The sequence below is a fragment of the Streptomyces sp. CNT360 genome (assembly GCF_000424785.1).
The window spans coordinates 85,181-101,134 of the sequence record NZ_KE384246.1 but is presented as its reverse complement, the minus strand read 5'-3'; the positions used below and the strand labels follow the sequence as shown (position 1 = coordinate 101,134).

Here is a 15,954-nt window from a genome sequence, read left to right as displayed (position 1 = left end):
CGCCGGGCTCGGGCGCCGGCCCGGGCGGGCACGACGGGCCGTCCTGGGCTCCGCCCCGGCCGAACGCTCCGGGCGCTGCCGCGGGCGGCCTTCCAGGCCCGTTGCCGGACCCGGGCGCGCCGTCCGCAGGCGGCAGCCAGGACGGAGACGGTGCGGGCGGCCGGGTCGTCGCGGCGCCGTCCGCGCGTCCTCGGCTGACGCTGAGCCACCGACTGTGGTCGTTGCTGCCCGTCGCCGGGCTGACGGCCGGCTCCGGGCTGGGCTTCCACCGGGTCTTCGGTACGGGCCCGCTGCTGCCGGTGCTGGCGGTGGCGGTGCTGGTGCCCATGGCGGTGGCGACGGGCCTGTATCTGGGGCAGGGCCGCAAGGGGCGTACGGCGCCGCTGTGGCCGTCGCTGGTGCTGAGCGTCGTGCTGTGGCTGGTGGCGGTGTGCGGGACGCTGTTCCGGGATGCGGCGGGCGGGCTGCCGACGGGCAAGGCGGTGGCCGAGGTGTGGGCAGCGCTGCTGGACTCGCCGCACGCGATTCTCACCACGATCCTCCCCTCCCCCGCGGGGCGGGACTTCCTGGTACTGCCGCACGCCGTGGTGTGGGCGGCCTCGCTCGCGGCCACGGAGTTGGCGCTGCGCACCCGGGGGCCGCTGCTGCCGGCGCTGCCGCCTGTCCTGGCGTTCGGCTTCCCGCTGCTGCTCGGGGTGGCAGGGCCCGGCTCGAACACGCTCCCGGCCGCGTGCATGGTGGCGTGCGGGGCGCTGCTGGTGCTGCTGCGGTCGCGGACCGCCGGGCGCGGCACGGTGCGCATGCTGAGCACGGGGCTGCCGGTGGTGGCGGTGCTGGCGCTGGCGGCTTCGCTGCTCGGGCCGAAGCTGCCGGGGATGTCCGGACGCGAGCCCTACGACCTGCGGGAGGAGGTACGGCCGCCCACCGTGCACCCGCAGTCCACCAGCCCGCTGGACCAGGTGGCCGCCTGGCTCCAGCACCCGGAGACGCGGCTGTTCACCGCACGGACGACGGCGGGTCACAACTGGCGGCTCGCCGTGCTGGACCGCTACGACGGCGTGAAGTGGACCTCCGGTGCCGAACTGGCCCGCTCGGGCGGGCGCGTGCCGCCCGCGCGGGAGGCCGGTCCCGGTCGTCACCAGCGGATCGAGCAGCGGGTCACCATCGAGGACCTGTCCGGCATCTGGCTGCCCGCGGCCGACCGTCCCACCTCGGTGACGGTCACCGGTGGGGGCGGCGGCGGTGCTCGGGCGGAGCGGCTCACGGTGGACCCGGCCAGCGGTGTGGTGGCCGCGGGCGAGGGCGGCGCCACCGGCACCCGCGTCAACCGGGGGCTGTCGTACACGGCGGTCTCGCAGGCGCCGGTGTACGACGCGAAGCGCCTGCAGTACGCGGCCGTGACGGACGGGGGTGCCTACAAGTCGCTGCCCCGTACCGATGCGGCCGGCAAGCCGATCAAGGCTCTGGAGACGTTCCAGAAGCTGGCGGCGACCGCCACGGCGGGCAGCAGCTACCCGTACCAGCAGGCGTACAAGCTCGCCAACTGGTTGCGCGAGCACTACCGGTTCGACCCCAAGTCGGTGCCCGGGCACGCCTACCGCAACCTGGAGTTCTTCCTGACGACGGGCAAGCACGGCACCTCGGAGCAGTTCGCCGCCTCGTTCGCCGTCATGGCGCGCACGCTGGGGCTGCCGGCCCGGGTCGCGGTCGGTTTCCGGTCCGACGGTGGCACCGGGCAGGGCGGCGGCCGGACAGGCGCCACCCAGGTGACCGGGCAGGACGCGCTGGCCTGGCCGGAGGTGCGGTTCCGGGGTGTCGGCTGGGTGCCGTTCTATCCCACGCCGGGGCATGCCTCCCAGGAAGGCTCCTCGGTGCCGCCCGCGGGGCAGCCCAAGGAGCGGGAGAAGACCGACCGGGACATAGCCGAACGGCCCCGGCCCTCCGTGCCGCCTGAGCAGCCGGACGAGAAGGACAAGCACGCCGACCGGTCCGCGCCCTCCGCGGACAGCGGCCTGCCCGCATGGGTGCTCGCCCCCCTGGCCGTGCTGCTGCTGGCCGGGGCCTACTGCGGATACGCGGCCTGGGCTCCTTACCGCACCCGTCGGCGGCGACGCGGCGCCCCCGACCCGGGCCGGCGGGTCCTGGGGGCGTGGCAGCAGATCGTCGACCGGCTCACCGAGATCGGGCTGCCCGCCACAGCGGCGCACACCGCCACCGAGGTGGCGGCGTTCGGGGTGGAGCGGGTCGGCGGCCGGGGCAGCGAACAACTCCCCGCGCTGGCCCGCCTCGTCAACGAGGTCGGGTACGGCGGCCGGGTCCCGGACGACGCCGCCGCGGACGCCGCCTGGCGGCACGTCGATGCGGTCGAGCGGATCGTGGCACTGACCGTGCCGCGGCGCGAGCGGGTCAGGCGGGCGCTGCGCCCCCGTGCGGTACTGCGGCACAGCCGACTGCGCGCCCTGGGAAGCGCTCCGGGGCTGTCGGCAGCGGCCGGCCGGACCGGCGTGACCGGACGCCCCGACGGATCAGGAGCAGGCCAGTGAACGCGAAGTCGAGCTGGGGGCCGGTCGCTAAGGCTGGTGGCGGCCCCTTCTCCGTCCCGGCCCCTGCCTCCGCCCCCGTCCCCGTGCTGCCCGAGGGCTGTCAGCCGCAGCGCGTCCTGCACGCGGGCCCGCGCGGGACGGTGGTGCTGTGCCGGGAGGCGCCGAGCGGCCGCGAGGTGGCCGTCACCGTGCTGCCACCGGCCGTGGAGGATCCGGCACGCCGACTGGCCGCGCACTCCGAGCTGCTCGCGGCCGGCGCCGCGGCGCGGCACCCGTGTGCCGTCACCGTCCTGGACGCCGGGTGCACCGATGCCGGTCAGCTGTACGTGGTCGCCGAGTACTGTGCGGGCGGCTCCGCGCAGGACAGGCTGACCGCCTCGGGCCCGTTGCCGGTGGAGGACGTCCTGGTGCTCGGTGTGCGGCTGGCTCTGGCCCTGCACTCCGCGCACCGGCGCGGGGTGCTGCACCTGGACGTGCGCCCGGGAACCGTCCTGTACGACGCGGAGGGCGCCGCCCTCCTGACCGGGCACGCGCTCGGCCGGGTGCTGCAACGCGCGGTGCCGCCCGCGGGGGCGGTCTTCGATCCGGCGTACGCGGCGCGTGAGTTGTTCGGCTGGGAGGCACCCGGGCCCGCAGCCGACGTGTACGCGCTGGGCATGACCCTGTACGCGCTGCTGGCGGGTGAGCCACCGCGTGCGGGTGCCCTGGCAGAGGGCGGGGCGGCCACCTACACGGCGGTGCTGGCGGGCGGCCTCCCCCGGTTGCCCCGCGGTGACGTGCCCGAGCCACTGGTCACGTTGCTGCACCGGATGACGGCGCCGCACGCGGAGGGGCGGCCGCCGCTGACGGAGGTGCACCGCGCCCTGCGGACGCTGTTGCCCGTCTCCTGTGCCGGGCGGGTTCCGGACCTGCAACCGGAGGCCGAACCCGAGGTGCCGCTGCCCGGCTGGGATCCGGCCGACGACGCGCTGACCGAGCCCCCACCGGTCGTGGACGACGACCCCGACTCACCCGAGGCGCTCGCCCGGCGTCGCCGCACCCGCAACCGGATCCTGGCCGCATGCGGAGCACTGCTGCTGGTGGCCGGCGCCGGGCTGGCGCTGTTCCTGGTGCGGAACGCCGGTGACGAGGGGCCCGAGGCCAAGGACCGGCCGGCCAGGAAGCCCGCCGCATCGGCGCACCCGCTGCCCAAGGGGCAGGTTCCCGACTTCCAGGCCCAGGAGGTGAAGGTCACCCGCGTCGGGCGGCAGGTCCAGGTCGTGTGGGACAAGCCGAAGAAGCCGCAGCCCGTCTACGGGTACGCCATCACGGCGCAGTCCGCCGACGGTGAGACGGTGAAGGTGAAGAACACCGGCGCGGACGAGCCGAGTGTCGTCTTCTCCTCTCCACCCGTGAAACCCGGCTCCTGCTATGTGGTGACCTCACTGGTGCAGACCGCCAAGGGCAGTGTGGGCCTGGCTTCGGCGGAACCGGCGTGCGACCGCAACGAGTCGGGCGAGCCGGTGGGTTAGTGGGGGTCCGTGTCGCCGAGGTTTTTGCCGGCTTGATAGGCCTTCCAGTCGAAGCCGTTGTGCGTGTTCGGATCCCTGGTGCTGTCCGACCAGGTGGCCAGCGCATTGAGCTTCTTCCGGAAGGCGGCACCGGCGTCCCTACCGCCTTCTTGTTGCGCGTCCTGGCGAAGCTGCTCGAAAGACTTGATGGTGCCGTCCGGGTTCAGGAGCTCCTCGGGAGGCGGCGAAGACACCGGGTAACCGGCGTCGTACAGGTATTTCGTGATGCGGAACTGCTGAAGAAGCTGGAAGTTGTCGAACTCCTGGTCCGCTCGCTTCTCGTTCGGATTGTTCCCCTGCGCCCACGCACCCGTCAGCTTGCCGAGGCCGAACAGAGCGCCCTTCCACGCGTATTCTCCTGCCTTCGAGGCGATCGGGACTTCTCCGAGCCCGAGGGTGAACACGTCCTTCATGACGCCCCTGACGGCCGCGGCCTGCTTGTCCATGTCTCTTCCGGCATCGCGCTGCGCCCTGTACTCTGCCGCGGCCAGTTGGCCGAGCGCCGCAGCGGCGTGTTCCAGCTCCTCGGGATCGTCCTGCCCCGCGCGCACAGCACCGGAGTCGGTTTTCGCCGCATGGGTGAGCACATGGTCGCTGAACTGCCCGGCACCCCTGTCGAACGCATCGATCGCCGGCCGGCTGCCCGCGAACGTCCGCATGAAGTTGTCGACATCGTTTCGGCTGAGGTAGAAAGCGGGGTTGATTCCTGCCACGTCGTCCCACATGGCCGGCCTGCTCATACTCGACGAACGCCCCTGCTCGATGTCGTCCCGGGCGCCACTGGTCAGCTCGTGGATGTAGGAAGCTCCCAGATTCCCCATGGAGACCTTCATCGACCAGGGGATGTCCTTGCCCTTGCTGCCCAGGTGGGTCAAGGCGTCGAAAGCGAACCGCGAGGCTTCCAGGCTGTGGTGGCCGGGCTTCTCGGAACCCACCCCCGACCCTGCCTCGACGGCCTTGCCCAGCCCGGCGGCGACCTGGTCCCCGGTGCCGTAGCCCTTGGCGTAGTCGAGGAAGAGGTCGTAGGTCTTCTTGATGTCTCCGTGCTGCATGCCGCCCAGCACCTGCCGGGCCGCGGCGCCGTCCTTGCCGAGCAGGTTGAGCGCGAGTGCCAGGTTGTCGTCGGAGAGCCCGTACTTCGTGGCGTCGAACCCGTTGCCGCCGCGCCAGTCCCTGCCGTCGGGCTCCTTGTCGAACTGGTCGAGTGCGAGGTTCTTCGCGGCCGTCTTGAGGTATTCGGTCGGGAAGTGCCCGTACTGCATCAGTGCGAGGCGGCTCCAGGCGTCCGAGGGGTGCTCCGAGGGGCGGAGCATCGCCTGGTTCACCTTGTCGAAGCCGGGGGTGGCGAGGTACTTGGCGCTGGTGGCCGTGCCCAGGGCCCGGCTGAAGATCTTGAGGTCCCCGCCCGCGGTGGTGCTGCCCGACTGCGTCATGTACGAGGGCAGCGTGGACAGCCAGTTGGGGTTCACCGACGCGTAGAACGCCGCCATGAGCTCGGGGTCGTCCTGGTAGCGCTCCAGTTCACCGGCGATGCGGTGGATCTCCTGTGCGCCCCCCTGGTCGGTGCGGTTGACGCGGTTCATCCGGCCGGCCAGCTCCCTCCCGAGGCGCTGCGCCTCCTGGAGGGAACGGAAGTTGTCCGGGATGCGCACCATCTTGCGGCCCGGTTCCGGGTGGTTGCGCTCGTAGGCGGCAGCCAGGTCGAACCGGCGTTTGAGGGTGGGAAGCTGCCTCTCGGCCCAGTTGCCGACGCCCACCAGGCGGGTCAGGCCGCCGGTGTCCACACCGTGCTCGGCGAACCGGCCGTTCCAGCCGTTCGCGCTCTTGAGGATGCGCGCGGCGTCGCCCAGGGAATCGATCAGGCCCTTGAGCCGCCCCGGGTCGATCCCGCTGAACGTCCCCGATCCCGGACCGCCCCCTGGCGGCGGAGTACTCATCGCCGTCTCCCCCTCGTTCGACCTGCTCGGTGCGGCTTGTTCGGTACGGCCTGCGCGATGCGGCCGGTCCACGGCCCGGCCCACGGCCGGCCGGCGGCCGTCTCGGTCACCGCATATGGCGGTAGGCCTGGGCCTGGGCGAGTGTCACCTGTTTCGGGGTGCGCCGCAGCACCGCGTCGACGGCTTCCACGATCTCGTCGGCCAGCCGGTGCACCTCGCGCTTGCGCCCGTCGACCTCCGACTCGAAGATCTGCGCCACCGGTCCCTCCCAGACCCCGCCGCCCCCCATGTCCCGCGCTGCCCGGTCCAGGGTGGTGGCGATGTGGTCGTGCTGGGAGGCCACGCTGCGGCGCAGCTCCTCCAGGTCCGCATGCAGCGGACTGTCCACCATCTTCTTGCCGGCGTCGCCGTGCTCGCCCATCGTCCCCGGTCCCCCGTTCCGCGTGACGGTTCCTCGTCACGTGCCGTGCGTCCTCGTGCCCTGGTTCCTCGACGGGGCGCCACGACGCCCGCCGGTCCTCCGGTGCTGCCGACCCGCCTGCCCTTCCGATCCTAGGACGAACTGTCCCGACCGGTCGCGCTGTTGCATGATTGCTACGCAGTGCAGAGCGCATCGGTGCACGGCCCCGCGAGCCTGGGGATGCACTGGATGCCGGCCGACCGGGGGACCTGACATGGAACTGCGGCTCACCGCCGTCGACGCCGTGGGCGGACGACGCGCGGACCTGCTGGTGGACGCGGAGCCCGAGGCCGCCGTCGGCTCGGTCGCCCAGGAACTCGCCCGGCAGTTGGGCGGCGGGCCCGGCGGCGGTGTGCCCGCCCTGCATGTGGGCGGCTACCTCCTGGACCCGGCGCTGCCCCTGGCGGACTCACCGGTGCGGGACGGGGCGACTCTCTCCCTCGGGGCGCCCGGGGCCGGGCCGCCACCGCAGGCGCAGGGCACGGTGGAGGTACGGGTCGTGGGCGGGCCCGATGCGGGGCGGGTCCACCGGCTGGGGCCCGGCGTCGCCGTCGTCGGCAGCGGGGCCGAGGCGTGGGTACGGCCGCAGGACGGCGCGCTCCCCAGTTCCGCGTTCGAGATCGACGTGGCGCTCGACGGCGCCGTGACGGTCACTCCGGCCTTCGGCAGCAAGGTCACGATGGACGGCACCGCGTTGGAGCAGCCCAGGGTCTGGCGGCGCCGCGGCGTGGTCGCTGCCGGGCACTCGCTGTTCGAGCTGCGCGAGCCCGCCTTCCCCGACACCGCGCTCAAGCCCTCCCAGGACGGCACCGGGCTGGACTACAACCGGCCACCGCGGATCAGGCCGGCGGCCCGCAAGACGCAGTTCCAACTGCCGCCGCGTCCCACCCAGTCGGAGGCCCGGCCCATGCCCTGGGCCGTGGCGCTGGCGCCGCTGCTGGCGGCGATCGCCATGGTGGTGCTGCTGGGCAGCGCGATCTATCTGATCATGGCGGTGCTCACGCCCGTCACACTCGTCGCCAACCACTTCTACGACCGGCGGCAGGGCCGCAGCACGCACCGCCGCAAACGCCGCGAGTACGAGCAGCACACCGTCTCCATCGAGTACCAGGCGCGCAAGGCGATGGCCGAGGAGACGGCGGCGCGCAGGATGGCCTGTCCCGACCCGGCCGAGCTGTACGTGACTGCCACCGGTCCCGGCCAGCGGCTGTGGGAGCGGCGGGCGGAGGACGACGACGTCGGCGTGCTCCGCGTCGGCACCGGTGCGTTGCCCTCCGAGGTGGAGGTGAGCGACCCCAACCAGCAGGAGCACCGCCGCTCCGAGCCGCGCGTGCTATCGGACGTGCCCGTTCCGGTGCCGCTGCGCACGCACGGCATCCTCGGTGTGGCGGGCCGCGGCGAGCTGCCTCGTGCGATCGGGCGCTGGCTCGTCGCGCAGGCGGCGGTGCTGCACAGTCCGGCTGATCTGAGCATCTGCGTCCTGACCGACCCGTCCGGCCGCGAGGCGTGGGAGTGGGTGCGCTGGCTGCCGCACGCGCGGGGCCGCGCGGGGCACAGCGCGGTGGCACTGCTGGGCACCGACATGGAGAGCGTCGCCCGGCGGATCAGCGAACTGCTGGCCCTGCTGGCGGCCCGCCAGGAAGCCGCGGGTGAGCGTCCGCCGGCCGACAGCAGCCAGTGGCGGGGCCCCACGTCCCTCGTCGTCCTCGACGGGTCCCGCAAGCTGCGCGCGCTGCCCGGACTCACCCAGCTCCTGCGCGAGGGCCCGCGTTTCGGCATCCACCTGGTGTGCCTGGACGCGGACCGGGGGCTGCTGCCCGAGGAGTGCCGGGCGCTGGTGGAGGAGGACCACTTCGGCCTGTTGCAGGTCTCGCAGTTCGGCGAGCGCCCCGTGCAGTCCGTACGTCCCGACTGCGTGGAGCCCGCCTGGTGCGAGACGGTGGCCCGCGCGATGGCGCCGATCCGGGACGTGAGCGAGAAGGAGGCCGGCGCGCTGCCGGACACCTGCCGGCTGCTGGACCTGCTGGATCTGGAGCCGCCGTCGGCGCAGGCCGTCACGGCACACTGGGTGGCGGGCGGCCGGTCGACGGGGGCGGTGGTCGGCGTCTCGTTCGACGGCCCGTTCACCATCGACCTGGTGCGGGACGGGCCGCACGGGCTGGTCGCGGGCACCACAGGATCCGGCAAGTCGGAGCTGCTCCAGACGGTGGTGGCGTCGCTGGCGGTGGCCAACCGGCCGGACGCGATGAACTTCGTACTCGTCGACTACAAGGGCGGCGCCGCCTTCAAGGACTGCGAGAAACTGCCCCACACCGTGGGCATGGTGACCGACCTGGACTCCCACCTGGTGGAGCGGGCCCTGGTCTCGCTCAGCGCGGAGCTGCGCCGCCGCGAGCGCATCCTGGAGGCGGTCGGCGCCAAGGACCTGGAGGCCTACGAACTGGCCACCCGGCGGGACGCGTCCCTGGCGCCGCTGCCCCGCCTGCTGATCGTCGTCGACGAGTTCGCCTCCATGGCCAGGGAGCTGCCGGACTTCGTCACCGGCCTGGTCAACATCGCGCAGCGCGGCCGCTCCCTGGGCATCCACCTCATCCTGGCCACCCAGCGGCCCAGCGGCGTCGTCTCGCCGGAGATCCGCGCCAACACCAACCTGCGCATCGCACTGCGGGTGACCGACAACGCCGAGAGCCAGGACGTCATCGACGCCCCCGACTCGGCGTACATCTCCAAGAGCACCCCGGGCCGCGCCCTGGTGCGGCTGGGAGCCTCGTCGTTGCTGCCGTTCCAGTCCGGCCGGGTCGGCGGACGCAGGCCGCAGACGGTCGCCGCGCACACCGTCGAGCCGTGGGCCGCGCCGGTGGAGTGGGCGAACCTGGGCCACCCCGCGCCTGCCCGGCCCCGCTCGGCGGGGCAGGGCGACGACGACCCGCTGACGGACCTCGCGCTGCTGGTCGAAGCGGTGACCGAGAGCGCCGCCGCGATGCGCTTCGCCGCGCCCTACCGGCCCTGGCTGGCGCCGCTGGCGGACCTGGTGACGGTCGCCGACGTGCCGCGCCCGGCAACGAGCCGCCCGGGCGACGTGCCGCCCGCCGTCTTCGGGATCACCGACGTGCCGGCACGGCAGGCCCGCGAGCCGCTGACGCTCGACCTGGTGGACGGGGATCATCTGCTGCTGGTCGGCGGGCCCCGCTCGGGCCGCTCGACGGCGCTGCGGACCGTCGCCGCCTCCCTCGCCGACGTGGCCTCCCCCGCCGACGTCCACCTGTACGGCGTCGACTGCGGCTCCAACGCGCTGGCCCCGCTGTCCGCACTGCCGCACTGCGGCGCCATCGCCACCCGCGACCAGGCCGACCGGCTCACCCGGCTGCTGGGCAGGATGCAGGCCGAGATCACCCGCCGCCAGCAGATCCTCGCCCGGGCGGGTACCGCGAACGTCGCCGAACAGCGGGCCACCGCGGCCTCCCCCGAGGAGCGGCTGCCGTGGATGGTGCTGCTGCTCGACAGCTGGGAGAGCTACACAGCCACCTTCGAGTCCTACGACTACGGCAAGCTCATCGACGGCATGACACAGCTCTTCCGCGAAGGGCCCTCCGTGGGGCTGCGGGTGGTGATGACCGCGGGGCGCAGCGGTCTGGCGGGCACCGTCTCCTCGGCCTTCGGCGACCGGCTCATCCTGCGTCTGGCCGACCCCAACGACTACACCACGGCCGGCATGACCCCACGCGACGTGCCCTCGCACCTGCCGCCGGGGCGTACCCTGCGTCCCGGCGACGACGGGGTGCTGGAGAGCCAGATCGCCCTGCTGGACGCCGATCCCTCGGGCCAGGCCCAGGTGGGTGCCGTCCACCGCGTCGCCGAGCGGGCCGTCTCCTTGCACGGCCGTCCGCCGCGCGCCCTGCGCCCGATGCGGGTGGACGCTCTCCCGGGCCGCATCACCACGGCAGAGGCCCTGGCGCTCGACCCGGACTTCGCCCCGCCGGGTCCGCTGTGGGCGCTGGTGGGCGTCGGCGGTGACGAGCTCGCCCCCATCGGCCCCGACCTGTCCCAGCACGGCCCCGGTTTCGTCATCGCCGGCCCGCCCAAGTCCGGCCGCTCCACGACCGTGTGCGCGGCGGCCCGGTCCCTGCTGCGCTCCGGGGTACCGCTCGTCCTCGTCACTCCCAAGCGCTCCCCGCTGCGCGACCTGGAGGCGGAACCGGGCGTCGTCGGAGCGGTCCGCGAGACGGGCGACCCGGCCGCGCTGCAGGAGCTGGTCGACCAGGCGGCGGACGGCGGACGGTACGCGGTCGTCGTCGACGATGCCGAGCTGGCGTACGACACACCGCTGGACTCCGTCCTGGAGGCCGTCGTCCGCAGCGGTGTCGACGGCGGCCACGGGCTGGTGGCCGCCGGCACCACGGACTCCCTCACCTCGCAGTACCGCGGCTTCGTGAAGGAGGCCCGCCGGGCACGCAGCGGCCTGCTGCTGTCGCCGCAGAACAACGCCGAGGGAGAACTGTTCACCATCCGCCTCCCCCGCGCCGCCGCTCCCGGAGTGGCGGGGCGCGGGCTGCTGGTGCTCAACGGCGACATGATGCCCGTCCAGGCGGTCACCGACATCTGACGGCAACCTGCCGCTGACACACCAGCGGCGGGCCGCTCCCGGTGTGGGTGCGGCCCGCCGCTGGTGACGGAAGGTGCGTCAGCTCCGCATCCGCGTCGCCGACGCGGGCACGTCAGTTGGTGGCGTGGTCGATGTTGTCCGCGTTGGTCCGCGCGGCGCGCCCGGCGTCGCGGAGCGTCTCGACGAAGCGGTCGAAGGTCGGCTTGAGACCCTCCCACTCGGTACGGAACTGCTGCGCCTTGCCGCCGGTCCAGTAGCCACCGCTGTCGTTGCAGGCCGACTGCAGGCTGGTGATCAGGCCCTGGAGCTGGTTCGCGTCACCGTCGAACTTCCCCGCCAGCTCACGCAGCCGTGCCAGGTCGGCACCGTTCATTCCCATAGGAAACCCTCCCCGTTGTCCGGTTCGACACGTCTCGCAGCACGGTAACGCACATCACCTTCCCCCGGGCCCCGTTCGTGTCACAGCCCCTCAACAGGGGGGTGACCGCAGGCAGTCGGGGCCCTCACGGAACAGTCGCGCCCCGGCAGTCCCTCCCGCCGCGGACGGGTTCAGACGACCGGCATGGCGGTCAGGGCGCCGCCCTGCAGCAGGAAGACACGGTTGCCTGCGCCGGTGGACTGCCAGGGCCCGCTGGCGCCTTGGACCCAGGTCCAGGCCTCGGCGCCTTTGCGGGTGTCCACGGCGGTGATGCCCTCGGTGCCGGTGTCGTCCATGGGCACCCAGGCAGTGTTCCTCTGGACCGTCGGCGGCTCGGTGACGCGTTCACCGGCGACGGTCACCGTCCAGACCGCTTGCCCGTCGGCGACGGCGCGGGCCTCCAGATCACCCGCGTTCGCGGCGTACAGTCCCTTGCCGTGCAGCGCCGGGGAGCTCCAGCCGGCGCCCTCGGCTGCCGGCTGCGTCCACTTCTGCGAACCGTCCGCGGTGGAGAGGGCCGTCAGGCGGCGGCCTCCCAGGTAGACCACACCGTCGGCGCGCCCGTCCACGGCGGGCACGAGCGCGGCTCCCGCAAAACTCTGCCGCCGCGGTCCCCACACGGTTCTGCCACCGGCCACCTCGACCCCGGCGACGTTGCCGTCGGCCCCGTGGACGACCATGCGGTTCCCGGCGACGGCCGCTCGCGCCGGGTGTTCGGCCGTGGAGTCGACGGGCAGTTTCGCGGTCCACAGCGGTTTGTGCGTGCTGAGACTGACGGCACGGAGCCTGTTGTTCCTCGTCACCAGGTAGACCGCCTTGCTGTCGGCCGCAAGCAGGACGGCCGCGCCGGCGGAGGCGGTCCAGCGGCCCCTGCCGTCGGCGCCGAGGCCGAAGACCTCGCCCGTGGGTCCGGCACCGACAAGGACGGCTCCTTCGTCCCCGTCCGCCCCGGGAGCGACCAGCAGCGGCCCGTCGCCCAGGGAGATCGCGGCCTTCCACCTGCGTCCTCCGCTGCGCACGTCGTAGCCGTGCAGCCCCCCGCCCTGCGCGGCGACCACCACCACGTTCCGCAGCGTCACCGGCGCGGGGGCCTCCTCGCGGGCCACGTCGAAGGGGCCCCACAGCGGTGCGGGCGCCTTGCCCGCCTCGTAGGTGCCCAGCGGTTCGGCGTCCCACTGGTGGCTGCCGTCCTCGTCGTCACGGTTCAGCAGGTACCAGGCGCCGCCTCCGCCGCCGGCGACCAGGACGGCCCCTCCCGCGAGCGCCGTCAGTACACGCCGCCGGGAGGCGCCGGCGGCAGGGTCGGTGTCCCCCGCGGCGGGGAGCGCCGTCATGCGGGCGGCGGCCCGCTCGCGTTCGGCGATCCGGTCAGCGAGCGGACCACGCCGCCAGGCGCCGTCCGCTCCCCGGGGCGGCGCCGCCACCCGGGCCACCTCCTCCGGCCCAGGCCGCCGGGCCGCCTGCTTGTCCAGACAGGGCTCGATCAGCGCCGGCAGCCCGCTCGGCAACGCCTCCAGCCGTGGCCGTCCGTGCACCACCTCGTACTGCACGGCCGCCACGTGCTCACCCGGGAACGCCCGCTCCCCCGTCGCCGCGAAGGTGAGGACCGCTCCCAGCGCGAAGACGTCCGCGGCCGGGCCGACCCGCTCGCCGAGTACCTGCTCGGGCGGCCCGTAGCCCGGGGTGACGGGCACCTGCCCCGTGGTGGTGAGGGTCAGTCCGTGCTCGGGCCGTGCGATACCGAAGTCGATGACGCGCGGACCGCGTGACGTCAGCACGATGTTGGCGGGCTTGAGGTCCCGGTGCACGAGGCCGCAGGCGTGGATCTCGTGGAGGGTACGGCCCAGCATGGCGCCGAGTGCGCGGACGGCCGGCTCGTCGAACCGGCCGTACCGCTCCACCGCCTCGTGCAGTGTGGGGCCGGCCAGGAACTCACTGGCGATCCACGGGCGTCCCCCCTCCGTCTGCGCCTCCAGCACCCGGGCGACCCCCTTGCTGCGCACCGCACTCGCGGCCTGGGCCTCCCGCACGAAGCGCTGCGCCATCATGGGGTCGTGTGCCAGCTCGGGGCGGAGCATCTTCAGCGCGGCCGGCCTGCCCCGCCCGTCCCGCCCCAGGTACACCTTGCCCATGCCGCCGCTGCCCAGCACGCCCACCAGGCGGTAGGGCCCGAGACGAAGGGGGTCGCCGACGCCGAGGGGGTTCATGGGGCTGCTCCTGGTGGGGTGACGGGGCGGTTGCGGACGTGCTGTGCGGTCCGTCGTCGCGGACGGCGGCGCGACGGGGGTCACTTCATGGGGAGCGCGAACACCCGCTTGGAGGTGGCGACGACGAGTTGGTGCGAGCCCCGATGGGGGGCCATGTCCACCAGCTCTTCCCTCTTCCACGCGGTGGTGACCCACGCGACCTGGCGCTTCTTCCGGTCGACGGCGGTGAGCACACGGGAGTCCTCGGCGGGAAAGTACACGTACCTGTCCCCGGCGACGGGAGCGGGGAAAGAGGGACTCTGAGCGGTCGGGAACATGTCCTTCGCCTCCCAGCGAAGGTGGCCGCTCCCGGCGTCCAGCGCCACGACGGTGCCTCCGGGCTCCCAGGTGTAGAGGGAACCGTCCCGGTAGGCCGGCATGCCGTAGGTCCACACCTCGACCCCGGGAGGTCTGCGGGGGAGTTTCCTGTCCTTGCCGAAGCGCCACACCGTCCTGCCGTCCGATGTGCGCAGCGCGACGATCTCGCGCAGGCCCAGGTACAGGTGGCCCTTCCCGTCCACGCAGATCGACGACCAGCCCTGCTCCATGTTCTTCAGGAACGTTCGGGACCAGGCCACTTCGCCCGTCGTGACGTCGAGCGCCCACAGGTCCCCCAGGCGGAAGAGGATGAGCTTGCCGTCGGTCGCCGCCAGAATGCTCGTCCGCTCCGGGTCCCTCACAGCGCGACGCCACAGGATCTTCCCCGTCTTGACCTCGACGCCCAGGTAGTGGGTGCCCGTGTCGCTTTTCGCGCTCCCTTCCGGCTTCCCCTCCACCGCGACCACGCCCTGGTAGGCGGCGCGAACGGTGACGCCGAAGGTTTCCCGCAGTTTCATGTCCTTCGCGGCGGCTATGCGGTCGGCGTTCTTGCCCGTCTTCGGGTCGATGCGGTAGACGGCATCCTCTTCGGGGGCCATGAACAGGTGGTCGCCGTCCGAGACGGCACCGTCGGTGTTCAGCACCTCCCTCTTCCTGCTGCTGTTCCCCTTCGAGTCGATCGTGACGAGGTTGCCCTCCGCGGCAACGGCCACGTGGTCCCCGGCCAGCGCGATGTCGGTACCGCCGTCGTCGAACGGGGCCTGCCACACGGGTGTCGGGCCGGCTGCGGCAGCCGTCTTCGACGGCGGAGCGGGAGTGCCTGCCCTCGGGGTGCTTCCGGGGCGTGTCATCAGCCAGGCGCCGGCCCCGGTAGCGGCCACCGCGAGCCCGGCGCCTCCCAGAGCCAGGACGCGTCGGCGTGCCGGCGCGCGGCGTTCCGAGGCCGTCGTCCGCCCGCCGGGCTCGCCCGTCGGGGCGGCCAGGCGGGGCGGCGGGGCTTCCCAGACCAGCTCGGAACGCCGCAGGATCTCCTGATGCACCGTGTCGGGCAGCAGATCCGCGAACTCCTCCCCGTCTCCGCCGAGTCGGTCGGCGAGGTCCGGCGTCGTGGGGCGCTCGTCGGGATTCTTGGACAGGCACCGCGCCAGGTCGTCCACGAGTCCGTCCGGTACCTGGGAGAGGTCCGGTTCGCCGTACCGGACGCGGTAGAGCAGGTCGGCCGCCTGCCCCGTACCGAACGGCCCGCGCCCCGTGCTGGCGAAGACGAGCACTCCCGCCAGGGCGAAGACGTCACCGGCCGGGGTGTGTTCGCGACCGGTCGCCTGCTCCGGGGACATGAAAGCGGGGGTACCTGCCGCGGCGCCCGTGCGGGTGAGCCGGTCGTCACCGGCCGCCCGTGCGATACCGAAGTCGATGACCTTGGGGCCGGTGGCGGACAGCAGGATGTTCGAGGGCTTCAGGTCGCGGTGCACGACATCGGAGGCGTGGAGCTGCGCCAGGGCGGCGCAGAGCCGCGCGCCGAGGCCCCGCACCGCGTTCTCGGGCAGCGTGCCGCACAGCGTCACGACGACGTCCAGCGGAGGTCCGAGCACGTACTCGGTCGCCATCCACGGCGTCTCCGCCAGCGGGTCCGCGTCCACGACCTCGGCCCCGTGGTGTGCGCCCATCACCCGGGCGGCGTCGACCTCCAGTTGGAACCGGGTGCGGAACTCCGGCTGAGCGGCGAGGCCCGGGTACATCGTCTTGAGCGCCACCGTGCGCCCGCGCGGTGACCGGCCGAGGTAGACGGAGCCCATGCCGCCGCTGCCGAGTCTCGCGAGGAGCCGATAGCCGCCCAGGCGTTGCGGATCGTCGTGTTCGAGCGGGTAGGAGGCCACGG

8 protein-coding genes are annotated in these 15,954 nt (G+C 73.4%); 3 read left to right on the top strand and 5 right to left on the bottom strand.

All coding sequences use genetic code 11. The annotated features are described in order from the left end of the window. Positions 1-101: 101 nt before the first annotated feature. Entirely contained in the window at positions 102-2,543 is a 2,442-nt protein-coding gene (locus H297_RS39490; RefSeq protein ID WP_486589744.1) for a transglutaminase TgpA family protein, read from the top strand. Next, a complete protein-coding gene (locus H297_RS39485; protein ID WP_051352329.1) occupies positions 2,540-4,054 on the top strand; it encodes a protein kinase domain-containing protein in 1,515 nt (504 codons plus the stop codon). The genes H297_RS39490 and H297_RS39485 overlap by 4 nt, the downstream gene beginning before the upstream one ends. Here the strand turns inward: H297_RS39485 and H297_RS0131150 are convergent. Next, positions 4,051-6,030 carry a hypothetical protein gene (locus H297_RS0131150; protein WP_027740237.1) on the bottom strand — a complete coding sequence of 660 codons (1,980 nt, stop codon included), beginning with the start codon at positions 6,028-6,030 and terminating at the stop codon, positions 4,051-4,053. The two genes, H297_RS39485 and H297_RS0131150, sit on opposite strands and share 4 nt — an antisense overlap. A gap of 106 nt (positions 6,031-6,136) precedes the next feature. Continuing rightward, positions 6,137-6,451, bottom strand: coding sequence for a hypothetical protein (locus H297_RS0131145; protein ID WP_027740236.1), 315 nt, complete (start codon positions 6,449-6,451; stop codon positions 6,137-6,139). A 253-nt stretch (positions 6,452-6,704) separates the two neighbouring features. Here H297_RS0131145 and H297_RS0131140 point away from each other — a divergent pair, with 253 nt between their 5' ends. Continuing rightward, positions 6,705-11,093, top strand: coding sequence for an FtsK/SpoIIIE domain-containing protein (locus H297_RS0131140; protein ID WP_027740235.1), 4,389 nt, complete (start codon positions 6,705-6,707; stop codon positions 11,091-11,093). Between the two features lie 112 nt (positions 11,094-11,205). Here the strand turns inward: H297_RS0131140 and H297_RS0131135 are convergent, their stop codons facing one another. The 3 genes from H297_RS0131135 to H297_RS39480 form a co-directional block, all read right to left on the bottom strand. Further along, positions 11,206-11,472, bottom strand: coding sequence for a WXG100 family type VII secretion target (locus H297_RS0131135; RefSeq protein ID WP_037795805.1), 267 nt, complete (start codon positions 11,470-11,472; stop codon positions 11,206-11,208). Between the two features lie 170 nt (positions 11,473-11,642). Continuing rightward, complete coding sequence (locus H297_RS0131130; protein ID WP_027740233.1) at positions 11,643-13,718, bottom strand: serine/threonine-protein kinase; 2,076 nt, start codon at positions 13,716-13,718, stop codon at positions 11,643-11,645. Between the two features lie 80 nt (positions 13,719-13,798). Beyond that, complete coding sequence (locus H297_RS39480) at positions 13,799-15,952, bottom strand: protein kinase domain-containing protein (protein WP_051352328.1); 2,154 nt, start codon at positions 15,950-15,952, stop codon at positions 13,799-13,801. Positions 15,953-15,954 lie beyond the last annotated feature (2 nt).